The following is a 24,968-nucleotide window of genomic DNA, read 5'->3' on the forward strand; positions in this document are numbered from 1 at the left end:
GGGCGCGTGGGTGCACGATCGCGCGGGGCAGGCTAGACGTGAGTCGAGGTTAAGGCGACGTCGCCGCGGCCAGGCGCTGGTGGTACGTGACGATGTCGAGTCCGCTCGGCACGCCCATCAGGTTCAGGAAGAGCAGGTCCCACTCGCTGCGGACCTCGATTCCCGAAACGGTCCCAAATTCGGAGAGGGCCGCCTCTTTCAGCAGCGCCGACTCGCCGGGTTTGCTTTCGCAGTGATCCACCACCAGACCGGGCCGATGCAGGAAGTTCAGGTACAGAAGTGTCTGCAAAAGATCTTCGTCATGGCTGAGGTCTTCGACATTGATGATCATCGAGCCGTTGTTCGGCGCCAGCGTGAGTTCCGAGCGCTTCTGCAACTCGATGTCGAAGCCGAAGCAGAATTTCGCGAAGTCCTCACGGATCTTGGCGGCGGCCTCGGCCTCTTCGGGGGTATGGATCAAACGCAGCTTGCGGTAACCGATCTCGAAGATCGCGACCATCGCCGCTCGGGTCAGCGGCCCCGTCCCGGTCACGAGCGCGTACGCGCGCAGATCAAGCCCCTTCGCCCGGCGGAAGACGGACTGCTTGAACGCGCCCGTCAAAAGTGAGCGGGGCCATGGTTTCTTGGGATCGCGTTGGTCGATCAAGTCAACGTGTCGGGTCAACAGGACTTCGCGCGGAATATTGCGCATCTGTTGCAAGCGCTCTTCACTGTCGCGGCCGTTCGTCAGCACGAAATCCGCCGTGGCGGATTCTTGAACGAACTCGACGGGGAACTTCTCTTGCGCCCAGAGGGCCTCGCGGGTGGGCGATTCGGCGCCGGGGGCCGTATGGACCTTGAAAGTCATGGGTGCTCCCGGTGGTAGCGGCGGGCGGCGGCGCAGTCGGCGTCGATTTGGGCTTTGAGCGCGTCGAGCCCCTCAAACTTGACGGGGTCCCGAAGTTTTTCCAGGAACTCCACGCGGAGGGTCTCTCCGTAAAGGGCGAGGTCGCGGTCCAAAATGTGGGTTTCTAGGCGCGGCCGGATGTCGCTGAAGGTGGGGATCGGCCCCAAATGGCTGACCGACGGAAGGACGTTTCCCTGGAAGTGCGTGCGGGTCACGTAAACCCCGAACGCGGGGGTGAGCGTGGTTTTCGCGACGGGATCGACGGAGGTCGACCACATCATGTTGGCCGTCGGAAAGCCAAGGTTGCGGCCGCGCTGGGCGCCCTTCTCGACGATGCCCTGTAGGAAAAAGGGGAACCCGAGCAACTGGCCCGCATGATGGACGTCTCCCGCCAAAAGGGCCGCGCGAATTTTCGAAGAAGAGACGGTTTCGTTGAGGTAGTTCACGGGTTCGACGACGAGGATCTTCACGCCGTGCCGACTCCCCCACTCCCTCAGAAACTCGGGGGTGCCCTGCCGGCCTTGGCCGAAGCGGAAGTTGAAGCCGACGACAATCGCGGCGGGCTTCACGGCGGGCACCAGACACTGGTTCAGGAAGTCTTCGGCGCTCGTTTTGGCGAAATCCAGATCGAAGTGTTGGTAGTAGACGCCGCTGGCGCCCCAGTGGCGGAGCATTTCCGTTTGAACTTCGGGGCTGAAGATCCGGCGGAAATCGGGCTTCCCGGGAAGGACCTGCATGGGGTGCGGGTCGAAGGTGAAAACGACGACGGGAGCGGCATTGCGGGTGCCGAACTCTTGCGCCACTTCGAGGAGCGCTTGGTGGCCGCGGTGGAGGCCGTCGAGGTTTCCGAGGACGACGGCACTTTGGGCGAAGCTGTCGGGAACTTCGCTGGGGGCGCGGGCGGTCCAAAATCGGGGTTGGGTCATGGGGTCCAAGGGCTCGATCATAGCGAAGTTTTTGCCTGATTGATACTTCGCAATATGCGTTGGGGGTTTCCCTTTTGCGGTGTGTGAGTGTAGGTTACGGCGCAATGTCCCAACTGATCGCGAAGTCCCTGCAAAGACGCTGGAAACGGGCGCAATCGCTCTTTTGGCGCGGCTTCGTGTGCTGGGCGCTGGGCTGCTCGCTTTTGCTTGGCGACGAAGTGAAGTCGTTCGACCTGCGCTTTCAAATGCGGGGGGATCAGCCGACCTCCCACGATGTGGTCGTCGTGAAGATTCATCCCGACGAGGTGATGGCGAACTACCGGCTGCGGGGACGGCTCTCGACTTGGAAGGACGTCGTCGATGTGACGGACTCCTTCTACTGGGATCCGCAGGCTTGGGGCAACATGCTCGAGAAACTCCTCGCGCAACATCCGCGCTCCATTGGGGTCACGGTTTACCTCTCCGAAACTTTGCGTAACGCCGCCTTGTCCGAGCGCGGGGTGCGGGCTTTCCTGGATCCGCGCATCACGTGGGCTTCGCCGACTCCTGGCGGGGATCGGCCGATTTTGCCATTGTTCGCGGACTCCACTTTGTCGAACGTCGGGATCTACGATCTGGTGCGGGACGAGGACGGGATCATCCGACGTTTCGTGAAGGGCCCGGCGGGGATTCCGCACTTGGCCGAGAAAGTGACGGGGGTGAATCTGCCCTTGGACACCACGCTCATGATCAACTACCGGGGAGGCACGAACGTCTTCACCGAGTACTCGATGACCGAAGTGCTGTCGGGACAAATTCCGGCGGGAGCCTTTCACGACAAGATCATCCTGATCGGCGCGGAGACGAACTCGAACTCGCAGTTCCTGACCCCGATGGGGCCCTCGCACCGCGCGGGAGTAATGGCGCAGATCGTGGACAACATCCTGACGGACCGCTGGATCAAGCGGGCACCGGTGGGGTTCTACATGGCGGGACTCTTCATCGTGCTCCTGCTGTCGGTCGTGATTCTGATTCAGTATCCGCAGTCGGTGGCATTTCTGTTCTTGATCTGGCTGTCCACGCTGATCACGGCGCTGTCGATTTGGACTTTTGATAGCTTTTCGGTTTGGATTCCGATCTTCTCTCCGCTCGTGCAGATTTTGGCGACCTGGATCATCTTTTTAGGCTACCAGGCGAACAAGATCGAGCGGAAGAATATGGAACTTCTGCAGGAGAGTCGCTATCTGGCAGAGCTTGAGCAGTTGAAGAACAACTTCATTTCGTTGATTTCTCATGACCTGAAGACCCCGATCGCGAAGATCCAAGGGAGCGTGGATCGGATGATCGCGCAGCATCCGGGCTCTGAAATTGCGGGGGATCTGGCGCAGCTGCGGGGTTACTCGGACGAACTGAATCGCTATATTCAGAGTATTTTGAAGCTCCTCCGGGTGGAGTCACGGGACTTCAAACTGATTCGCACCCTAGGCGACATCAATGAGACGATCGAAAACGTGATCGTGCAGCTTCGCCCCATTGCCGAGAACAAAAAAATCAGTCTGAAGACCGAGCTAGAGCCCCTCTTTACGATTGAGGGGGATTTCACCCTTCTGCGCGAAGTCATATTGAACCTCGTCGAGAACGCGATCAAATACACGCCCGAGGGCGGACAGGTGTCGGTGCGGTCCTCGGAACGGAACGATCGAGTGATCGTGGAGGTCCAAGACACGGGCCCCGGTATTGGTAAAGACGAATTACAAAGTGTTTGGCAGAAATTCGTACGCGGTAAAGACCAAGATCTAAAGACGAAGGGCACAGGCCTCGGTCTTTACCTGGTGAAGTATTTTATTGAACTACATCAAGGACAAGTCACAGTTGAAAGCGAGCTCGGCCGCGGGACGCTCTTCACGGTGAGTTTGCCGTTGGATCTGGATACCGATAAGGTAGATACGCTGGAGGAAGATGCAGATGGATCAAAAGATCTCAGTCTTAATCGTTGATGACGAACCCGAACTTCGGCGCAGTATTGCGTCAGTTCTGACGACACAACTTCCCCAGGTCTCTTTCGCGATCACCGAGGCCGCGGATGGCTTGGAGGCCGTTTCTAAATTCGACGAGCAAGAATTCGACCTCGTCATGATGGACGTCAAGATGCCGGGCATGAATGGCCTGGAAGCCCTTTCCCACATCAAGTCGAAGGCACCAGCCACTTTCGTCGTCATCATGACTGCGCACTCCAACCTCCAAGATGCCGTGGTCGCAATTCGTGACGGCGCCTACGATTACCTCGAGAAGCCGGTGAATCCGGCCCGCCTGGCAGAGATCGTTCTCAAGAGCTTTGAGGCGCGAGAGCTCGTTTCGTCATTGGCACTTTCGAATCCCATTTTCGACGACGACATTGACTCGGAATTCGTCGGTCACTCGCAACAGATGCGCCAGGTTTTCGACTTGATTTACAAGCTCTGCAAAGTCGAAACGACGGTTCTCGTTCGCGGCGAAAACGGAACCGGAAAAGAACTCGTCGCTCGAGCGATTCACTTCAACTCCCCTCGCAAAGCCGGCCCTTTCGTCGCCGTGAACTGCGGAGCGATCCCCGAGTCCTTGATGGAATCCGAATTCTTCGGCCACGAAAAGGGCGCCTTCACCGGAGCGCATGAACGAAAAATCGGTCGGTTCCAGATGGCGAACAATGGAACCCTCTTTCTGGATGAGATCGGCGAGCTAAAGCCCGAAATGCAGGTCAAATTGCTGCGCATCCTTCAGGAACGTAAATTCACGCCCGTCGGCGGTTCGCGTGAAGTGAAGACGAACGCACGTATCATCGCGGCCACGAACCGGAACCTCGAAAAAATGATCGACTCTGGAGATTTCCGGGAAGATCTATTCTACCGTTTGAACGTGATGCCGATCTTCTTGCCGCCCCTCCGTGAGCGCGCGGATGACATTCCCGCGCTGGTGCAAACCTTTATCCGTAAGTTCACAAAAGGCCACCCCCAATCCCCGATTGGCGGCATCTCTGCCGAAGCACTTAAGGTCCTGCAAGCGCACCGTTGGCCCGGAAACATCCGTGAGCTAGAAAACGCCATCGAGCGCGCGTTCATCGTCGAGACTCAATCGACGATTCAGCCGACGAGCCTACCGGATCACTTGCGCCAAAGTGTTGAACGGGCGGCACAGTCTACTTCCGGCGCCGGAAGTGAAAAAGGGGCCCCAACGCAAGCTCTCAACTATGAAACTTTCAAAGAATCTTCGGAGAAAGAGTTCATCGTTAGCGCGCTGAAAGCCAACCGCGGACGGATCAATCAAACCGTTGCGCATGCTAACATTCCCAAGAACACCCTACTCCGAAAGATTAAGAAGTACGGGATTAACGTGAAAGAGATTAGCGGTGCGACCTCAAACGAAGAGAACGACTAGCTAGTGAATCATCCAAGGTCGATTCCGGATCAAATCGGGCCGGGATCGATTGTGGGCCGCGCACAATAAACGTAGGTTCTCTTTGTCGGAGCTTCCGCCCATCGCCAGCGGAAGAATGTGATCGACCTGCACAAAGAGCTTCGATCCACAACGCCGCTTCGTTTCGGGATCGACATAGGAACAACCCTCATCCCGGCCGAAAACTTCACGACGGACTTGAGGCGAAATATACCGACGATGCTTCGATAGGAGGCCCTGCGGATGCTTCCGACCGCGCTTGGCCACCTTATCTTTCTCTCCGAGATCGGTTTTAGAGCTATTTTTCGCCGGGCGTGGCTGAACACCGGGCTCGCCTCCCGTTGGGTCTTCCGAACTTGGCTTAATGCCAAATCGACGCAGCTCTCGATCCACGAGGGTCTCCAACAAATTCTCGAGACGTAGTTCGGGGTTCGCATGCGACGTGAGTTCGCGCAATCTCTGAATTTTTTCTTGAAGTGCCATCGAGACCACGAGCGAAATCTTCACTTCGTTCGCCGAAAGAACCTGTAGATGTTCCCGCTTGGCAATGCTCGGGTTTGCAATGCTCAGAATGCGCTCGACTTCTCGAGTGGACTTTCCGACAAATCCTGAGAGAAGTTCGTACTTTTCCGCGGGGGTGTATTCACGATGTTCGCGTTTTTCGGCTCGAAAGAACCTTTGCGCATGGGCAAGAACGCTCAAGTTCAACTCACCGGTTTCGATCTTGGGAGCAACCTCGGGAACTTCCCGCATCAAGCGCATCGCGTGGATTCGGCGCTGCGCACCCCCGCTCGAGCATCGGAACTCCTGAACGCACATTTCGAATAGATTGGGGTATCCCCGCTCCAAGTAAAGCCTGCGCGAATCAATTTCCCGAAGGTGCTCGAGGATTGAAACCTGACCTAGTCTCTCCGTCTTAAAAAGATCAAAAGTCAGTGATACTAATTTTTCGTTCGACAGTTCGTGAATCACGGTTTTCTCCAGTCGTTGGTGATCTGGAAGAAGGTTATGCAAAGCTTAGCGGGCAATCAGATGAAGTGAGTGCGGCGAGGATGCCTCTGCATAACCGGCGTTCGGACACGTCTGAGGAAGCTACTTCCGGCGCTGGAAGTAAAAATCTAGTTACTGCTGCGAATCCGACGGACCATCGATTTCCAGATCTGAAAAACCTGATCGGGCTCGAGTTGCGTCAAGCACTCATGCGAACCCCGCGGACAACGGCGGCTGCCATGGGGACCGCAGGGACGACAAAAGAGTTCCGCCCGTTCGGCAACGGCGGTCATACGTGCCCACGGGCGGAATCCGAACTCCAATACCGTAGGCCCAAATATTGACAACACCGGAGCTCCGGCAATCGCGGCCATGTGCTGACCACCGCTATCGTTGGCAATGACGCCTTCGGCTCGCGAAAGAACGACCAAACTTTCCCAAAGGCTCAATTGCCCCGCGAGACTCCGAGTCCGCGGAAGTCGTTCGGCCAAACGCTGACAAACCTCTTTTTCGTCGGGACCACCCAACCAAAGAATCTGGACGTTTTCCGCAATTAACTTTTGCGCCAAGGCTTCGTAGTGCTCTTCGGGCCACTGCTTCGTAGGCCAAACACTACCCGGAAATAGAACCCAAGACCGCGGCGCCACCGGCGTAACCGGGCTTTCCCGCAAGAGCCGAGACTTCATCTCCATGGAAAGTTCGTCCGGCACTTCGGTCAAGAATCCCTCAGTGGACTTCGCATTCCAGTCGATGCCTCCCCACTTCGCCATACGTTCCTCTAAATGAGGGACCACGGGTTTCAGCAACGAGAGCTGACGAAGTGGGTCCGGCAAATCCGGAGACATGACTGTTTTAGAGAAGTGAAGCGCATTCCATCCACGCGTGAAACTGATCGTCTGTCCTGCAAACAGTCCCTGTACAAACTGCGCCGAGCGGATGGATGGATGAGGACAAAGAATCCACTCGAACCGATGTTTTTCGAGCTCGGAATGAGCGTCTTTATAAGTCGAAGAGTCGCCTTTTTTGATCTCGTGAACTTCGTCGATGAGGCCGAGGCCCTTCATCAGGGTACCAAAGCCACGCCGACAAACGAGATGAATGGGGGCTTTCGGTCGCGCCCGCCGAATTTCCCGCAAAAGGACCGTGCTCAGCAGGAGGTCCCCAAGGAAAGCGGTTTGTACGACCAAAATGGGCGCGGACATAGTCTCCACTTTAGCGGTGAAACTCCATCCTGCGTAGTCTTTCTAGGGCGAAGCGCGTCAGACGGGATCAACTTCCGAGCGCGCTAGGTTTCCCGCGCCGAAACCCACCGTCGCATTCGCAGCCAAGGTTCCCGAAAACCTTTCCGCTGAAGTCGGAGGCGCAAGGATTGCGCGACCCGTTCGTGAATCGATCACTTCTGCCGCCACCGGCCTGTGCCACCAATTCGCTCCCCGCTGGACGGCCTCTTGGATCTCACTCATGGACACGCGGTCATAACACATCACTTCCGTTTGGCAGCTGCGCTTCCAACAGGGAGAACAGCCGACCTGGGCGTGCAACTTCACGCCCCGATCGAAAAGGTCGATTTCATGTGCGCAGCTAGGGCCGAACCAAGCGACCACGAACTTTTTGAGCGCGATCGCGACATGCATTCCGAACGAGTCTCCAGTCAAAACGACGTCACAGGCCGCAATGCTGGCAACCCCGTCGCGAAGACCTTGGGTGCAAGGACTGCATTGAACCGGTAGTCCGACCGCGATTTGCCGATTTCGCTCTTCGTCCTCGGGTCCACCTAGAAGAACCAAGTTTTCAAAGCCAAGGGACAGCAGCTTTTCGATAACCTGACGATGAAATTCCACCGTCCATTTCTTCGCCGGCATCAAAGGCCCACATCCCGTATTGAAACCGATGATGGGTTGGGCAGGGTTTCGTCGCCAAGCCTCCATGCGCTCATGCGACAGAGCCTTTTCCGATATCGAGAGCGGAAGGTCGTATTCATCTCGCTCGTAGGGTCCGAGTTCAAGGGCCTCGGCAATCAGCTGGTTTTCGGTTTTCTGGTTCACGAAAAATTTGAGTTCGTCATCGAGACCCAACTCCCAGAGTTCGACGGCCGCCAGAGTCGCGGGTCCGATTTTTCCGAAACGTGAATCGGTGACGAATCCGAAGACCTGTTTCGCGCGAACCGTGGACAGAACTCCCGAAGCTTTATCACTTTTGTCGATGACGAGCGCCACATCGAATTCACGCCCCGCAATCGAGAGCAGGTCCGTCGCATCCGCCCGAACCACTTTGTCGATCCGCGGATGTCCGGCCAGCAGACGATCGCAAGGAGCATCCGTCACCCACGTAATCTGCGCGCCAGCATATTTACGTTGGATGGGTTCGAGGAGCGCGGTCGAACGAACAACGGCACCCATCGCCCCCAAATGTACGATCAGCACTGAGCTCTTTAAGATATCTCGCTTCGCGCAGTTCGCATCGCAACGCTGAGACAGACCACAGGGCTTATAACCATTGAAGTGACGGCAACGGACTTCCATCCTTCAATTTTAGCCTGAATGTGGAGTTTGCCCCTAGAGGACCCAGGTCCGGATCAAGGCTTCAGTTCGATCACTTCCGAGACCAAGGTCCCGATCTTGATCTTGGATTCGATCTTCAGAATGAACTTGCGATCGTCGTCGCTCAGCCAAATGAAGATATCGCCGACGGGCTTGAACTTCCCCTTCAGCTCGATCTGCGGCTGAATGACGATCGCGTTGAAATCACCAGCATCGGTCGAAATGCGTTCACGGCGAATCGCCTTGCCACGGAAAATCAGGTTTTCCCCGTCATCGGCCACACGGAAGGCATTCTCTTGACCCACTTGCCAATCGAAGACGCGCAGGTAAAAAGCGGCCGAAAATACGTTCTGTGAGTAGTCGAGGATGTCCCACTCTTTCTTATTTTCTTCTTCACCGTGCTTCTCGGTGACTTTGCGTTCCCAAAACATCGCCTTACCGTCTTGGAAAAGCATTCTTGATTCTTTAACTTGTCCGGTTTCCCGGACGGCTAACTGATACACGGAAGGAACCAAGGTTTCGAAGTCCATGAGTACGGAAACCTTGTCATCGACGGAGTAGATTCCCGAATACCAGCGACTGGTCTTAGCTCCGACGCCAAAGTGGTAGCTCTTCTTGCCATTCACCTGCGCGAAAGGTTTCACCTCGATCGTCATCTGCCCTGCCGAAACCGCGAAGTAGTGAACCTGATGCACGACCTTCTCGCCGACGCGGAAAGGGTCTTTGATGGGACGACGTCCCTCAAATCCGACCTCACTTTCAAGCTCGGGCTGACGACGCGACGGAACTGCAGGAGCACTCACGGCCCCTCCCTTTGCCTTCGAGGTCTTTGCGCTTTTCGGTGCGGTTTTGGGAACTTTGGTTTTCGAAGTCGCCGGAGGAGTCTTCTTTGCTACCCGTGCATCCGCAGCCTTCACCTTAGCCGCGGCCTCGATCTCTGCCGGATTCGGGGTCGCCGTGGGACGGGGCTCGGACGTCTTCGGAGATTTACTTCCGGCGCCGGAAGTAGATTCACCTGATGTCGATGTCGCCGCCCCCGTCTCGGAAGAATCCTCAGGATCGGCGGGAATGTCGATTTTGACCTTCGATTCGAAGTCGTCGATCTTCTTGAAGCTTTGATCCTTCTCGTACTTCAGAAGATTCGAGCCGCAACCCGACGCGACGAGCATTCCCATGCCCGCAAGGATTCCCGCTAAAACGGCGCCGCGACTGTTTCGCTTCAAGGTCACTCCCAATGTTTCCAGCGCCGGTGAACCCACATCCACTGTTCCGGATGAGCGAGGATCAGCCTTTCCAGCACTGAGTTGTATTTTTGGGTCATTCCCTTCATTTGTAAATCTTTGTCGTCCGAGAAGTGCTCAATTTCCACAGGGGGGCCAAATGCCACATGAATCCGGAGATCTTCGCCATGATAGGTCCAGACCGGTACCACCGGCGCCCCCGTTTTCATCGCGAAAAGCGAAAGACCGTAGGCCGTCGCCGTCGGGCGACCAAAGAACTCCGTCGGGATTCCGTACGGTCGCCCCATGAACTGATCGATCACGAATACGACCGACTCGTTCGCCTTCAGCGCCTTCAGAATCTGGAACGCGTTGTCCCTCGCGTGGGGTTCGATCAGCTTCGTGCCCTTCGCCTCGCGCATCCCGAACCAGAAATCATTCGCCCACTTCACCTTGAAGCGCTTCGAAATCAAATTCAGCTTCCGACCCATCACCGGAAGTGCCACGGCGGCGATATCGCCGTTCCCCAGGTGAAGGCTCAAAAGCAGTACGCCCTTCCCTTTCGCCAAGGCGGCGTCGAGGTGCTCTTCGCCCTCGAGGACCACCCACTTCCGCACCCAGTCCGCATCCATCCCCGGGATCAGTAAAGTTTCGAAAAAGTTAAACCCCAGCCAGGAGAGCGAGCGTTTGATCAAACGCACCCGTTCGGCCTTCGGCAACTCCGGGAAAACAATTGTTATGTTCCGGTACAAAGTAAAGCGCCGGAAGCGGAACACATCCCACCACAGCCATCCCAAAACGACGCCCCAGTACCACAGCCACCGCCGCGGAACCAAAGACAGCAGGAACGCCACGAACCTCGCTAAGGCCACGGTCCCGCCTCAAGATTCGGCCGCACCCCCGAGTGGTGGACCCCCTGCAACTTCCTACGTGCCGCCGCGAAAAGACGCGCCTCTTCGCCCCGTGCATCCACGTCCAACCGCAAACTCACGAGTCGCGCCTCGCCCCGTAAAAGCGGACGCAGCTTCGTCTCGTCCTTCTCGGTCGTGAAGACGAGCCCATCCGGATGCCGCGCCCACCAGGCTCGCAAGCCCTCGACATCCCGAGCCGACCACGGATGGTGATCGCGCTCCGCCACCACCCAATCCAAAGGCCGCTGCAGCACCGACTCGACTTGCGCGCGCAGAACCTCGTTGCGGCCCACCGCCGACACCAGCGCCACCGGCCGACCAAATCCCAACTCCGCCATTCGCGACAAATCGCGAAAGCCGAAATGCAAATCCATCACGACCGCGTCCGCCCGCACGTGCGGCGCGATCTTGGCCCGCAGCCTTTCGACGAACGCCGGCCGCGCCCAGTTCACCTTCGTCAATAAAACCGCATCCGCCCGCCGCAGCGACGAGAAATCCTCGCGCAAACGTCCCGACGGCAAAAGCGTATCCCGCTCATCCGTCGCGTCGATCAGCACGATTTCAAAATCGCGCGCCAAGCGCCGATGCTGAAACCCATCGTCCAACAAAATCAAATCCGGTTTCACGTCTTGATAAGCCTGCAACGCCGTCCGCCACTTCACGGGCCCCGTGTAAACGAGCCCCCCCGCTTTCAGCGCGAGCTCGACCGCTTCATCGCCAAAGAGACTCGCGCCATCGGGCACGCCCAGCTGCACGGCCCGCGGCCCCCGCAACTTCGTCCGGTAGCTGCGGGTCACGATCACGGGCCGCCGGTAGTCCCGCGCCAACGTCCGCGACAACCAGATCACCACGGGCGTCTTCCCGGTTCCGCCCATCGAGAGATTCCCGACCGAAACCACCGGCACCGGCAAACGCAAAGCTTCGCTAAACCCACCGTCGTAAGCCGCGTTCTTCATCACCGTGAGCCCGCGATACAAGGGCACGAGCGCCCCCAGAAGTCCCGTCACCGCAAGAATTCCTCAACCGCCGCCGCCACGCGAGCCGTCGCGCCCCTGTCCCCCAGCTCTTTGCGTAAAGAGTGAAGATCTTCGCGCACCTTCGCCGTGTAAGCGGGGTCATCGAGATAACGTTTCATCAACGAGTAAAGCTCATCCGCCGAAGCCCCGCCCTGCCAACGCTCGGGCACCACTTCGCGGTTCTTGATCAGATTCACGATCCCGAAAAATTTCACGCCCCGGACCACCAGGCGCGCCAGAAGGCCCGTCAAGAAGGTCATCCGGTACATCACGACCATCGGCTTTTCCAGAAGGCCCACCATCAATGTCGCCGTCCCCGACGCCGCCAGCACGAAGTCGGACAGATGGATCATCTCGAACGGCTCATCCTTCTGCACGATGATCGGAAAATTCACGTCGTCCATCAACGCTTGCAGCTGCTCTTTTTCGAACGTCGGCGCCACCATTAGCAGCACGCGGATGTTTTTGTAGTTCTTGTACAGACGGCGCGCGACTTCGATCTGGATGTCGAAGTGCCGCTTGATCTCGCCCCGCCGCGACCCCGGCATCAGACCGATCACGATATCGTCATCACCGATGCCGCAACGGTTCCGGTGAGTTTTGCGATAGACGGGCTCGTAGTATTTGTCCTGAATCTCGTCGAGAATGGGGTGCCCCACGAACTCGTACGGCACGCCCTTTTCCTTGTAGAAAGGCACCTCGAACGGGAACAGCAGCAGCACTTTGCGGCAGTATTTTTTGATCGTCTTCACCCGTCCCTTGCGCCAAGCCCACACCTGGGGGCTCACGTAGTAGACGACCGGGATTCCCAGCGCGTGCAGCTTTTTGGAAAGCATCAAATTGAATTCCGGATAATCGAGCACGATGACGAGCTTGGGACGGCGTCGCGCGGCCTCTTCGACCAAACGATTGAAAACGCCCTTCAACAGATCCCACTGCTCGATGATTTCTTGCGCGCCGACGACGGCCATCTCTTCGGACTTGCCGATGCGTTCAAGGCCGAGCGCTTCCATCTCTTTCGTTCCGACACCGAAGAACTTGAGACCACGGTTCTGCGAACGCCAATACTCCATCAAACGTTGCGCAAAGAGCGCCGACGACGCTTCGGCTGCGACGAACATCACGCTGTCTTCACGCGCCGGCAAATTCACGGAACTGCCGCCGACGCCATTCGCGCCGCCCACGTCACTCACTTGGAGATCCGTTCTTCCACTTGCAGTGCCAAATCCAAAGCCTTACGACCTTGATCGCCCGTAATCCACGGCAAAGCACCGCCGCCGATGGCGCTCACGAAACCTTCGGTTTCCAAGAACAGATGATCGGCCTTCGCCAAAGTCTCGACGCGTTTACGGCGGGGTTCTTCCTGACCCGAAGCCCACTCGAGCTCTTCCACGTCCATCGTTTGGAAGTTCCCCGTGAAATTCGTGAGCCCCTCGACCCCGCGCACGACCCGGGTCATCGCCGACGCCGTCCGCGACGCCGACACGCGCACGCACGCCCCCGACATCGTTTTGAATTCGGCCTCGGCCCAATCCAAAGTTTCGGAGTGCATGCGCCCCCCGACCGCCGAAACGAGCTTCAGGTCTTCCTTCACCCAGTTCAAAGCAAGATCCAGATCGTGGATCATCAGATCCAGAACGACCGAGACGTCGCTCCCGCGCAACTTGAACGGCGCGTGACGACGGAACTCCAAAAATTTCGCTTTCGCATACTTCGGCGCCAGATCGCGGAACACGGGATTGAAACGCTCGGAGTGGCCGACCGCCAAAACCAGCTTCTTCTCTTTCGCGATTTGGCAAAGTTCGTTCGCTTCGGCCAAAGACACCGTCATCGGTTTTTCCACATTGGTGTGGAAACCGGCGAGCAGCGCTTTCTTCGCGAGTTCGAAATGGGTTTTGGTCGTCGAAGCGACCGCGACCGCGTCGACGTGACCCTTCAGCTCATCGAAAGAGCCGAAGGCCTTCACGCCCAGCTCTTCCGCGACGAACCGACCGCGCGCCGGATCGAAATCCAGAACGCCCACGAGCTGACACTTTCCCTGTTCCGTGAGTTGTTTGTACTTTTGCGCGTGGAACCGGCCCAGATAGCCGACCCCGATGACCGCCGTCCGCAACATGGGACCTCCACTGACGAGACTCGAATTACTTCGCGATCCCCCGTTTGGACGACCGGATGAAGTTCACGAGGTAAGATAAGTTTTCACTCGGCGTGCACTCACGCTCGATGCGGGCGATGCCCTCTTCGATCGTGTCCGAGCCCATAAGGATAATACGAATCGCGCGGTGGATGTTTTCGACCTCGTCGGACGAATACCCCTTACGCAACAGACCCACTTTGTTCGTCGCCCGGCAGACCGCGTAGTTTCCCTGCGCGCGCGAGAACGGCAAAATGTCTTTATTCACGACCGAAGACCCCGCGATGAACGAGTTCTTGCCGACCATGGTGTTTTGGTTGAACGCGCAGACTCCGCCAATGGTGACGTTGTCCTCGATCACCGAATGTCCCGCGATGTGCGTATCGTTGGCGATGACGACGTGATTGCCGATCCGGCAATCGTGACCGATGTGCGTGTACGCCATCAGGTAGTTGTGATCGCCGACCACGGTTTCCCGCGTCGCTTTGGTCGTCGCGATGTTCACCGTCGAGAACTCACGGAAGGTATTGTGGTTCCCGATGATGAGCTTCGTCGGTTCGGCTTTGTAGGTAATGTCTTGCGGCGGTCCGCCGATGACGGCGCCCGGGGCGAAGGTGTTGCCTTCGCCGATTTCCATGATTCCGTAGCGCGAGCCGAGGGTCACATGACCCTCGACAAATGTTCCGCGGCCGATCTTCACTTTGCCTTGGATCAGGCAGTAGGGTCCGATCTCGACATCTTCAGCAATCTCGACCTCGGGGCCGATGACGGAGCTGGGATGGATCTTCATAGGAATTACTTCGCTTTCTCAAACGCCTTCACGACATCGTCAGTCAAATCTGCGTCCGCCACCGAGAACAAAACGTTCTGCGCTTTCTTCTCGAGAACCATGGCGTAGCCTTTTTCTTTCGCGACGGATTCGATCACGCCCTTCATCTTTTCGAGGATCGGGCCGACCAGCTCTTCTTCCTTCTTCTGGATTTCCATTTGGTTCTCGCCGACCTGCTTTTGGAACTTCATCATCTCTTCTTGGAGTTCCATCTGCTTCTTGCCGAGAACTTCTTCCGACAGAACGGATTTTTTCTTTTCCAGATCTTGGCCCATCTTTTCGATGTCGGCTTTTTTCTTATCCAGAGTGTCTTTGCGCTTTTTGAACTCGCCATCCAAAGTCGCCTTCGCTTTTTTACCTTGCGAAGTCGCCTGCACGGCTTTTTGGACGTCCACGAAACCCACCTTTTGCGCCAAAGCGGGAGCAGCCATCAACAGAGTCACTGCGGTTGCGGTCAGAAAACGGGTCATGAATACCTCCTGTATAATAAACTACGAAATTTTAGAAAGGCGCGCCGATCGAGAATTCGAACACCACCGGGTCCGGCGCCACTTCCAGCGTCCGGAGCGGGAAACCCCACTCGAAACGCAAAGGCCCGATCGGCGAGAACCAACGGAATCCAAAACCGACGTTGCTATAGAATTTGTCCGCGCCGATCACGTCCTCGGCCTGACCGACGTCGAAGAAACCGACGCCCTTGATCCCCGCCTCGGCGATCAGGGGGAACTCGAACTCCATTTGATAGAGGAGCTGCTGTTTTCCACCGAACGGCACCTGCGCGCGGCGAGCGGCGTCTTCCGCGTTGATTCCGCGACCGATCAAGAAGTCGTAGGTCTTTTGCGAGTACACCGTCTTACCGACGCGGAAGAACTGGTAACCACGCAGACTGTAGGGTCCCCCGAGCAGGAAAAGCTCGTTGAACGGAGGTTCTTTGCCATCCTCGTGACTATTGATGAACGAGTAGCTCAGGTTGTTCCGCCACACGACTTCCCAGAAAAGCTTTTTGTAGTAACGAGCGACGTTCGTCCCTTTTGAGTATTTCAGATCCCCACCGAGACCCGCGTACTCCAGCGACGTCGAGAAGAACACGCCCTTCGACGGCGAGAAGCGGTCATCACGACGATCGTATTCCAAAATCCCGGTCACCGACGACGTCACACCCGACGCCGTCGAAAGCGGGAACAGCGCCTGATCGGTCGTGATGTTATTGTTCACGTCCTTCATGACTTCGAGATTCGTCTGATCCAAACGGTAACGGACCGAACCGAACAGGAACTCGCCCAAGGGGTGACCGAAACGGAATGCGCCACCGCGGCGGTTTTCGTAGTATTCGTAACGATCCGACAAACTTTGATAGACGTCGAAACCCAGCGACCACTCGGTATCCAAGAAGTAAGGCTCGGTGAAGTTCAGGTTATAGACCTGTGCCAAATCCGAGATATTCAAGCCCGCGCTGAGCTTCTGCCCTTTACCCAGGAAGTTCGACTGGTTGATCTGCCCTTGCAGGGTGAACTTCGTCGCCGACCCGTAACCCGCGCCCAACTGAATCGAGCCCGTATTCCGTTCCTTGACCGAAATGTCGATGTTCAAAACATCGGGACGATCCGGCGGCGTGGAGGTGCGGAAGTTCACCTCGTCGAAGAAACCCAAACGCTGCACGTTTTCGAGCGATTCACGGCGGCGGGTCTCGTTGTAGAGCTCGCCTTCTTTGATCTTCAGCTCGCGGCGCACGACCTTGTCGCGGGTCTTCGAGTTGCCGACGACGTTGATCTGACCGAAATAGACCTGCGAGCCTTTGTCGAACTCGAAGGTCACGTCCACTTTGCGTTCTTGTTCATTGATCCGCGTCCGCGGAATGATGTTCGCGAACGCGTAACCCAAATCACCGTACTTTGCCTGCAGGGTGCTCAAGTCTTTTTGTAGAACGTCGTAGCTGAAGACATCGCGTTTATTGATCTCGATCGCTTCGCCGAGCTCATCGCGCGGGAACAGCAAGTCACCCGCGAAATCGATTTCACCCACGTTGAACTGTTCGCCCTCTTCCACGCGGATCGTGATGTAGATCGTTTTTTTGTCCGGGGTCACGTAGACCTGCGGACGATCGATCTTCACCTGGACGAAACCTTCATTGAAATACAGGAAGCGCAAGATCTGCGTGTCGCGATCGAACGCATCTTGTTTGTACGAACCCGAACCGCTGAGGAAGCTGAAGAAGCCGCCCTCTTGGGTCATCATCCGCCCCTTCAGGAAACCGTCTTTCAGTTTGCGGTTCCCGAGGAAGGTGATCTTCTTCACGCGGACTTTGTCGTTTTCGCTGATCTTGAACAGGATTTTGACCGTCTCGTCTTTCGTGACGTCGATCACCTGGGGCTCGATCCGCGCCAGGAAGTAACCCTTGTCCTCGTAGAGCTTTTGGATTTTTTCGACCGCGTCGCGCACCTTGGTCATGTTCAGAAGCTCGAACATCTTGATATTCGCGGCTTCCTTCAACTCATCGGTTTTGATTTCATCTTGGCCTTCGAAAGAGATCTCGACGACCGAAGGCTTCTCGACCACTTTGAAGATGAGTTCGGTTTGATCGGCGGTTCCATCGCGCAGCACCTGCACGTCATAGAAAAAACCGCTCTTGAAGATCGACTGCACGTCTTCGCGGATCATCTCCATGGTCCACGGCGAGCCCACCGCGAGTTTCATCCGCGCGGTGACGGCATCGGGTTCGATCTTGCGGTGGCCTTCGATCGTGATCTTCGCGACCCGTCCCGAAGCTTCCACCGGGGCCGGTACGGCCTTCGCCGTGCGCGGCTTGCGCGCGTTGGGTTTTGCGGGAGCGGCATTGGGGCGAACACGGCGATTCGCCGCCGGTTTCGCCGGCCGCGTCCCCGTCGGCCGCGCTTGCGCCGGGTCGCGATCCGCGACCTCCGTCAGCTCACCGCCCAGATCATCGATGCTGGCAGGCGCACGCTTCGGTTTCGGGACCGAAGTTTCGGAAGGCGCGGAGGTTTCGGTGGATTCCGACGCTGCAGGCAAAGCCGGGGCGCCGTTCAAAAATTCCGTCTCCTCCGAAGAGGTGCGAGCGTCTTGGGCGAAAACCACCGTCGACTGCAGTGAAACTGCGCAAACGAGCGCAAAACACAGCGAAGACTGCATCAAAGAAAAGCAAACACCACGACTCTCAACGAGAGGCGCCGGTTGGTTCAAGGAAAGCTGTCGCGAAAAGAGCACATCGACCAGTTTCAAAAAAGTTCCGCCGTCATCACTGTTCTCGGTGAGAAAACCCTATGATCTTCACTATTTATCTTTAACCGGCGTGAGCCTAACAAGGGCCATAGGCCTTGTCAAAATCAAAGACCTGTCCTTCGCCTGTGCAGGCGCGTCAGTCGAAGACTCACCGGGTTTCGACGAACTTCCCGTCCACGATTCGCAACGTCCGCGTGAACTTTTGCGCGAACTGCAAATCGTGCGTCACGACGATCAACGTCAGTCCGTATTTTTCCTTCAAATGGAAAAAGAGGTTCTGGATGATCTGCGAATTTTGCGAGTCGAGGTTCCCCGTCGGCTCATCCGCGAAGAGAATGCGCGGCCGCCGCACGAGCGCGCGCGCGATGGCGACCCGCTGAAGTTCCCCCCCCGAAAGCTCGTTCGGAAAGTGATCCGCCCGCGCCGCGAGCCCCAGCATGTCCAAAAGTTCCAGCGCCTTGATCTTGGCCGAAGCCTTGGAGTCGCCCGCGATGCGACTGGGAATCATGACGTTTTCGACCGCCGTGAACTCCGCCAAAAGATGGTGAAACTGAAAGACGAAACCCATCTCGCGATTGCGCAGTTTCGCGACTTCCTCGTCCGACAACTCCATCACGTTCGTTTCGCCGAAGTAAAGTTCCCCCTCGTTCGGTCGATCCAAGGTCCCCAGGATGTGCAACAGCGTCGACTTCCCCGCCCCGCTGGAGCCGACGATCCCGATGGATTCGCCCGCCTTCACGTCGATATCGACGCCGCGGAGGATTTCGAGTTCGGAGGTGCCTTGGGCGAAGTGTTTGCGCAGTCCGATTCCGCGAACCAAAATTTCACTCATAACGGAGTCCTTCCACGGGCGAAAGCTTCGCCCCTTGCCGCGCGGGCGCGAGCGTCGCGAGCACACAAATCACGAGGGTGACGCCCAGAATCGCGAGGATATCCTGCGGGCGGAAATCGAGTTCGATGTAGCTGATTTTATAAACGCTGGCCGGAAGCAGCCCCAAGTTGGTCTGCGCCCATTCGAAGAAGTAACCCAAGACCACGCCGAGCCCCAGGCCCGCCGTGCACCCGATGATCCCGAGCGCCACTCCTTGCAGACAAAGCACGCCGACCATCTGGCGCGGACTCACGCCCAGCGCCTTCAAAATGCCGATCTCGGGATAACGTTGGACGACGTTCACGTAAAGACTGGTCGCCACGTTGAATGACGCCGCCACGACGATGACCAAAATCACGAAGAAGACGACGAGCTTTTCGATCTCGACCGCGTCGAACATATTTTCGTTGATGTCACGCCAGTCGCGTACCCGGAAACCCGGCCCCAGCTGCTCACTCAAACGGAAGCTGGCGGCACGCGCCTTCAGGCCGTCTTCGACCCGCAGAATGAAACCCGAATCACGACTGCCCACGTCCGCGAGCTTCTGCAGATCCTTGATCGGCATCATGACCATGCGCTGATCGTACTCGAACTTTCCGAGCTCGACGACGCCCGCGACTTCGAACACCCCGATCTTGCGTTTGAATTCTTGCGGATCGAATTCGCTGGGCAGCGGGACGAGCAGGCGAAACGTATCGCCCGGTTTCAAACCGAAGGTTTCGGCGACGCCCTTTCCGATCAGGACGCGCGCGTTCGGCGACTCTTTGGACGCCCCCCGAATCGCCAGCTCTCCGTCCAGCAAACGACGCTCGAGATTCAGCACCTTCCAAGCTTCGCCCTCGTCGAGGCCCTGCATGAACACACCTTGAATTCGCCCCTTGTGCGCCAGCACCCCTTCAACACTCAGAAAACGTGTCATCGCTTTCGTTTCGGGAACGATCTTCTGCACGCGCTCTTTGAGTTTCTCGGGCGGCTCATTGCCGATCCGGTAGCGGAAAATCTGCACGTGACCGGTCACATCCGAAAGCGACTCACGCAGGGTCTTTTCGAAGCCGCTCATCACCGCCATGCTGACGACCAAACACGCCACGCCCATCACCAGACCCGCGAGCGAAATCCAGCCCGTCAGGTCGAGACCGAAGCCGCGTCCCCGCTTCAGCAGGCGATAAGCGATCTCGAGAAGCGCGGGCATCAGCCGCGGGCTCCGGGCGCGTTGTCGCCGGTGGCCGTCGTCAAATTCGATTTCAGGTAGGCCATGATGAAATCCTGGATCTCGCCATTCGTGACATCTTGGATTTGGTTCGTTTCATGACCCGTCCGGTGATCCTTCACCATTTGGTAGGGATGCATGACGTAAGAGCGGATCTGCGACCCCCACTCGTTCGCTTTTTTGCCCGCTTCTTGTTCGGCTTTGGCCTTTTCGCGCGCTTCGACTTCGCGTTCGTACAACGCCGCCTTCAGCATCTTCAGCGCTTTTTCACGGTTCTGAATCTGCGAGCGTTGGTTTTGGCAGCTGACGATGATCCCGCTGGGCAAGTGATACATACGGACCGCGGAGTCCGTCTTGTTGACGTGCTGTCCGCCCGCCCCGCTCGAGCGGAAAGTCTCGACCTTCAAGTCCTCGGGACGGATCTCGATTTTGATGTCGTCGTCGATTTCGGGCCAGCAGAAAACCGAGGCGAAGCTCGTGTGGCGACGCGCGTTCGAGTCGAAGGGCGAAATCCGCACCAGACGATGGACGCCCGACTCGGCCTTCAAATAGCCGTAGGCGTAGGCGCCTTCGATCAAAAGCGTGACCGATTTGATCCCCGCCTCTTCGCCGTCGGACATCTCCATCACGTCGACCGAATAGCCGCTCTTCTCGGCGAAGCGCATGTACATTCGCATAAGGATGGAGGCCCAGTCTTGAGCCTCGGTCCCGCCGGCGCCCGAGTTGATCGAGATGTAGGCGCTATTCGCATCGAGCTCGCCGTTCAAGACGCGTTTGATCTCGAGTTCGCTACCCAGTTTTTTGAGTTGGTCGATTTCGCTTTTCGCTTCGGTGAAGGTATCTTCGTCCGACGCTTCGGTCGCCATCTCGATCAGGACCTTCGCGTCTTCCAGACGTTGGTGAAAGTCTTCGTATTCTTTGATCGATTTATCGAGGAAGGAGCGCTCTTTGTTGAGCTTCTGCAGCTTATCGGGGTCATTCCAGATCGCGGGGTTCTCCGCGCTCATCGCTAGTTCTTCGAGCCGACGCTTTTTGGCGTCGAGGTCAAAGATACCCCCGAAGGTCTTCCGACAAGCGCGTGAGCTCGCCGAGGTTTTTGTTTACGTCGTACATTTCCGAAGCGATCGACATCGATGGGATCCTTTGCAGACAAGAGTCTTAGGGGTCCCATTCTGGCCGAGGGCGGGGCGGCGGGTCAAATCCCGCGCGCCGCGTTTGGCTTTTAAAAGTCGCTCTGACGGAGCGTGCACTCGACCCAGCCGCGCGCCCGCAGCCGGTCCCCTTTCGGTCCCGTCAGCTGCTCGCAGTCGAACTTGATGTCGAGCTTCGTTCCCGAAAGCGACGCTTGAAAGTCGCAGGCTTTGCCGTCGGGCGAAAACGAACCGTCCGCATCCTTGTACTCTTTCAAAGCCACGTAGACGTGAGTGTCGACGTCGCGACCGACTTCCGAAACGTCCTGCGGGCGGGCCGAGCGGTAGAACGAAAAATAGACGCCGTCGTAAGCCCAGCCGGTGTTCTTGCGGTTTTCACCCTTCTCTTGAAGGCTGATGAGATAACCGCTTTTCCCGCGCGCGCAGTACACCGCCGTATTCGGATCGGTGCCGTACGCGGTCGTACGACTGTGCGCGCCCGAGTAGGTGACCGACGACGTGCCGTCGGAGGGTTGGCCCTGCGCCGAAACTCGCGCCCCGTCCCCACCGGACGGCGAGCAGGCCGCCAGTGTCGAACAAATCACCACTCCCGAAAAAGCTTTCATGACGCCCATCGCGACTCCCCTTGAATTTCATCGATTTCAATCTTCGCGCAGGGGGAGAGCAAAACCGATGCCCCGCTAGAGGCTCGCGCGCAGCTTTTCGAAAATGGCGTCTTGAAGCGTGAACATCTTTTTCGCGTCCCGCTCGTTCGTTTCGTGATCGAAACCCAGAAGATGAAGCATCCCGTGGATCACCATGTAGCCGAGCTCTTCGCGAAACGACAGCTCGTGCTCGCGTGCCTGGCGTTCGAGAACCTGCGGGCACAACACCAGATCCCCCAGGGGCTCTTCGTTTTGAAAGCTCAGAACGTCGGTCGCGTATGCGCGCCCCCGGTATTCGAGGTTCAAGGCCTTCGCCGGCCCCGGATCCATGAAGACGATACTGAGCTCCGCCGCGCGCGGCAGCTTCACGCGCCGGGCGCGCAAAGCTCGCTCGACGTCGGCGACCCACGTTTTTAAGAAAGCGCGCGGCAGCGGCTTCTTCGATTGATTGATCAGATTGAGTTCGATCACGACGCGGGCTTCCCGGTCGGACGATTGAACATGGGGGTCGTATTTTCCGAGGCGCCCCCACCTTGCGCGCGCGGGTAATCGATGCGCTGGTGATAAATCCCGAGCAAAATCCGCGTGAACGCGGCTTCCACTTTAGAGAGGTCCTTCAAAGTCAAAGAACACTCATCCAACTGTCCGTCCAAAAACTTTCGCTGCACGATATTGCGGACGATGTTCTGCAGACGCACGGGCGTCGGCTCGTCCAGCGAACGTGCGGCCGCCTCGATGGAGTCCGCGAGCATACACAAAGCGGCTTCCCGGAACTGAGGTTTCGGTCCCGGATAGCGGAACTCTTCTTCGGGGACCTGCTTTTCGTCGTCCCCGCAGCGTTCCAGCGCCTTGTTGTAGAAATACGAGATCAACGTCGTTCCGTGGTGCTGCAGGATGCCCGCGATGATGGGTTCGCCCAGCTTGTGCTCCATCCCGAGCTCCACGCCGTCTTTCACGTGCGCGATCAGGAGCGTCTTCGACATATAGGGCGAAATGTGATCGTGCGGATTGTGACCGGGCTTTTGGTTCTCGATGAAGTAGTTCGAGTGCTCCATCTTCCCGATGTCGTGGTAATAACACATGACTTTACCGAGCAGCGAGTTCGCGCCGATCTCTTCCGCCGCGGCTTCGACCATCGAGCCCACCATCATCGAGTGGTGGTAAGTGCCCGGTGCCTTCACGATCATGTCTTTGAGCAGCGGATGGTTCAGATTCGAAAGCTCCAACAGCTTCACGTCCGTGGTGTAGTTGAAGAGGCTTTCCAATCCCGGCACCACCATCATCGCGACGAACGACGACAAGATCCCGCCGATCAAACCCGCGGGGACCATCCACATCAGCTCCGAGCCCAGTAGCGTGGGCTGATCGGCCTTTTGGATCAGGACGATCAACGCGACCACCGCCGCCGACACGAGCCCCGTACGCACGCCCGCCCAGTAAATGTCGTTGCGCTTTTTGCAGCTGAAAACTCCGCGCGCCGCCGCGATGCCGCCCGCCATGGTGACGAGCATGACCGGAAAGTTGAAGTCCGTCATGACCCCCATCGCGATCGCCAGGAATGCGGTGAACAGCCAAATGACTTCGCCCGATTGAATCAAAAGACCCAAAAGCATCGGTCCCGCCGCCACCGGGGCCGCCAGGATGAACGCCGTCGCCGGAATCGCCGTCCCGAACTTGGCGACCAGCGAATCCTCGGTGAAGAACAAAAAGGTCTTCGTCATGATCACGCAGCCGATCGCGATCATGCCCATGACCGTCAGGTCACGACTCGCGATCTTCACTTTCCCCATCGTGTAACGACGCAGGTACGAGAAGAAAACCACGACGATTCCCAGGAAAAGAAAAGTCGTCGCGAGGAGCACCAGTTCGTAACGCCCTTCGGACTTCACGGACTTGATCTTGTCGAGCCACGCATCGTGATAGGGCTGAATGACGCTGCCTTTTTGAATGAGCACCTGATTCCGTTTGACGGAAACGGTGACCGGCAAAACGGAATCCCGCGCCTGCGCGCGCCGCGTTTCCGTTTCTTGCACGTTCACGGTCAGATTGGGACGCACGAGGGTGCGCGCCAAATTTAGAACGGCGACCTGTTCGGTCGGAGAAAGTCCCCGCGTCTCGCGCAACTGAAAGAATTCGTCTTCGTTCAGATCGACGAGGTCGGTCTTGCGGATGTGGAACTCGCGTCCCCCGTTGTTCTTCTGCACCACGCGGGCCAGAACCATTTGGGTCTTCGACTGGATATTTTTGGCGACGCCGTCGATGATTTTGTCGCGGTACCAGAAATCGAGGTTCCGCAAGAGCGCATTCTCGATGCGCGCGTTGAAGCGGTTTTCGACCAGCCACTCGAACATGTACTCATTCACCGCGAGCCCGAGCTCTTTGTCGAACTCGCCTTTATGGATGAAAAAATCCTTCACCATTTCGGCGCGGAGCGAAGCATTTTTCGGCCACGGCATCTGCTTGAGTTTCGCGCGCATCAGCCGGAATGACCGGTAGACGTGATTGGAAACCTGCTCGAAAACGTGGGGATCGAAATCGAAAACCGTCGGTACGCTTTCCGTCGCTTTCGCCCGACGTTCGTCGGTCGTGAACTGATCGACCATCGTGAACGCCACGGGCGAAACGATGTCTTCCTTCGCGATATCGCCGATCTCGTACTCGACGTGGGTCCGGATCTCGAAGTTCATCGCGATCGCAAGCAAAAGCGCGAACAGAAAAACGACCGAAAAACGCCGCAAATGGAACTTTTGATCCAATTTGAACAGGAGGTGCAGAAGCGGCGAGCGCTCCAAACCCATGCGCTGCACCCAATCGTGGAACTTCTGACTGTGGTCAGAGTACCTCTCGCGGATGTGCAGATCTTCGTCTTTAAGACTCGGCGGTTTCTTAGGCATCAGAAGCCCTTTTTCTCTCACAATTATCGGTTGGAAGACATCAAAACTCCAAGGCGTCTATCGCTGCGCGCTGGACTTTTCGCTTGGAAAAATGCCCG

The 24,968-nt window shown here is 57.4% G+C and carries 21 protein-coding genes; 2 read left to right on the forward strand and 19 right to left on the reverse strand.

Annotation, left to right across the window (positions count from 1 at the left end; translation table 11 throughout):
* Positions 1-49: 49 nt before the first annotated feature.
* Positions 50-847: a hypothetical protein gene (locus KF767_09445; protein ID MBX3018101.1), complete on the reverse strand. Its 798-nt coding sequence runs from the start codon at positions 845-847 to the stop codon at positions 50-52.
* Positions 844-1,833 carry a riboflavin biosynthesis protein RibF gene (ribF, locus tag KF767_09450; protein MBX3018102.1) on the reverse strand — a complete coding sequence of 330 codons (990 nt, stop codon included), beginning with the start codon at positions 1,831-1,833 and terminating at the stop codon, positions 844-846. Before ribF ends, KF767_09445 begins: the two co-directional genes overlap by 4 nt.
* A gap of 155 nt (positions 1,834-1,988) precedes the next feature.
* Here ribF and KF767_09455 point away from each other — a divergent pair, with 155 nt between their 5' ends.
* Together KF767_09455 and KF767_09460 are read left to right on the forward strand one after the other, a co-directional pair.
* Positions 1,989-3,788, forward strand: a complete 1,800-nt coding sequence (locus tag KF767_09455; protein MBX3018103.1) for a CHASE2 domain-containing protein — start codon at positions 1,989-1,991, stop codon at positions 3,786-3,788.
* The gene (locus KF767_09460; GenBank protein ID MBX3018104.1) at positions 3,757-5,205 is read left to right on the forward strand and encodes a sigma-54-dependent Fis family transcriptional regulator; all 1,449 of its coding nucleotides are present in this window, start codon (positions 3,757-3,759) and stop codon (positions 5,203-5,205) included. The genes KF767_09455 and KF767_09460 overlap by 32 nt, the downstream gene beginning before the upstream one ends.
* On the opposite strand, the gene KF767_09465 is transcribed toward KF767_09460, so the two are convergent.
* The 17 genes from KF767_09465 to KF767_09545 all read right to left on the reverse strand — a co-directional run bounded on the left by KF767_09465 (position 5,206) and on the right by KF767_09545 (position 24,870).
* Positions 5,206-6,195, reverse strand: coding sequence for an HNH endonuclease (locus tag KF767_09465; protein ID MBX3018105.1), 990 nt, complete (start codon positions 6,193-6,195; stop codon positions 5,206-5,208).
* 146 nt (positions 6,196-6,341) lie between these two features.
* Positions 6,342-7,277: a glycosyltransferase family 9 protein gene (locus tag KF767_09470; GenBank protein ID MBX3018106.1), complete on the reverse strand. Its 936-nt coding sequence runs from the start codon at positions 7,275-7,277 to the stop codon at positions 6,342-6,344.
* Between the two features lie 195 nt (positions 7,278-7,472).
* Positions 7,473-8,636 carry a glycosyltransferase family 9 protein gene (locus KF767_09475; protein MBX3018107.1) on the reverse strand — a complete coding sequence of 388 codons (1,164 nt, stop codon included), beginning with the start codon at positions 8,634-8,636 and terminating at the stop codon, positions 7,473-7,475.
* A 152-nt stretch (positions 8,637-8,788) separates the two neighbouring features.
* Positions 8,789-9,928 (reverse strand): DUF3108 domain-containing protein, encoded by a 1,140-nt coding sequence (locus KF767_09480; protein MBX3018108.1) that lies wholly within the window; start codon positions 9,926-9,928, stop codon positions 8,789-8,791.
* Positions 9,929-9,978: 50 nt separating this feature from the next.
* The gene (locus KF767_09485) at positions 9,979-10,827 is read right to left on the reverse strand and encodes a lysophospholipid acyltransferase family protein (protein ID MBX3018109.1); all 849 of its coding nucleotides are present in this window, start codon (positions 10,825-10,827) and stop codon (positions 9,979-9,981) included.
* 8 nt (positions 10,828-10,835) lie between these two features.
* On the reverse strand, positions 10,836-11,891 hold the full coding sequence (gene lpxK / locus KF767_09490) for a tetraacyldisaccharide 4'-kinase (protein ID MBX3018110.1): 1,056 nt from the start codon (positions 11,889-11,891) through the stop codon (positions 10,836-10,838).
* Positions 11,888-13,021, reverse strand: coding sequence for a lipid-A-disaccharide synthase (lpxB, locus tag KF767_09495; GenBank protein MBX3018111.1), 1,134 nt, complete (start codon positions 13,019-13,021; stop codon positions 11,888-11,890). Before lpxB ends, lpxK begins: the two co-directional genes overlap by 4 nt.
* A gap of 68 nt (positions 13,022-13,089) precedes the next feature.
* Positions 13,090-14,016, reverse strand: coding sequence for a Gfo/Idh/MocA family oxidoreductase (locus tag KF767_09500; protein MBX3018112.1), 927 nt, complete (start codon positions 14,014-14,016; stop codon positions 13,090-13,092).
* 25 nt (positions 14,017-14,041) lie between these two features.
* Positions 14,042-14,824, reverse strand: coding sequence for an acyl-ACP--UDP-N-acetylglucosamine O-acyltransferase (gene lpxA, locus KF767_09505; protein MBX3018113.1), 783 nt, complete (start codon positions 14,822-14,824; stop codon positions 14,042-14,044).
* A gap of 5 nt (positions 14,825-14,829) precedes the next feature.
* Positions 14,830-15,333, reverse strand: coding sequence for an OmpH family outer membrane protein (locus tag KF767_09510; protein MBX3018114.1), 504 nt, complete (start codon positions 15,331-15,333; stop codon positions 14,830-14,832).
* Between the two features lie 31 nt (positions 15,334-15,364).
* Positions 15,365-18,010 carry an outer membrane protein assembly factor BamA gene (gene bamA, locus KF767_09515; protein MBX3018115.1) on the reverse strand — a complete coding sequence of 882 codons (2,646 nt, stop codon included), beginning with the start codon at positions 18,008-18,010 and terminating at the stop codon, positions 15,365-15,367.
* A gap of 238 nt (positions 18,011-18,248) precedes the next feature.
* Positions 18,249-18,932, reverse strand: coding sequence for an ABC transporter ATP-binding protein (locus tag KF767_09520; GenBank protein ID MBX3018116.1), 684 nt, complete (start codon positions 18,930-18,932; stop codon positions 18,249-18,251).
* The gene (locus KF767_09525) at positions 18,925-20,163 is read right to left on the reverse strand and encodes an ABC transporter permease (protein MBX3018117.1); all 1,239 of its coding nucleotides are present in this window, start codon (positions 20,161-20,163) and stop codon (positions 18,925-18,927) included. The genes KF767_09520 and KF767_09525 overlap by 8 nt, the downstream gene beginning before the upstream one ends.
* Positions 20,163-21,233: a peptide chain release factor 2 gene (prfB, locus tag KF767_09530; protein ID MBX3018118.1), complete on the reverse strand. Its 1,071-nt coding sequence runs from the start codon at positions 21,231-21,233 to the stop codon at positions 20,163-20,165. Before prfB ends, KF767_09525 begins: the two co-directional genes overlap by 1 nt.
* A gap of 170 nt (positions 21,234-21,403) precedes the next feature.
* Entirely contained in the window at positions 21,404-21,946 is a 543-nt protein-coding gene (locus tag KF767_09535) for a hypothetical protein (GenBank protein MBX3018119.1), read from the reverse strand.
* A 66-nt stretch (positions 21,947-22,012) separates the two neighbouring features.
* Entirely contained in the window at positions 22,013-22,444 is a 432-nt protein-coding gene (gene ybeY / locus KF767_09540; GenBank protein ID MBX3018120.1) for an rRNA maturation RNase YbeY, read from the reverse strand.
* Positions 22,444-24,870: an HDIG domain-containing protein gene (locus KF767_09545; GenBank protein ID MBX3018121.1), complete on the reverse strand. Its 2,427-nt coding sequence runs from the start codon at positions 24,868-24,870 to the stop codon at positions 22,444-22,446. Before KF767_09545 ends, ybeY begins: the two co-directional genes overlap by 1 nt.
* Positions 24,871-24,968: the final 98 nt, after the last annotated feature.

Source organism: Pseudobdellovibrionaceae bacterium (assembly GCA_019637875.1).
Lineage (GTDB): Bacteria > Bdellovibrionota > Bdellovibrionia > Bdellovibrionales > Bdellovibrionaceae > JAHBUW01.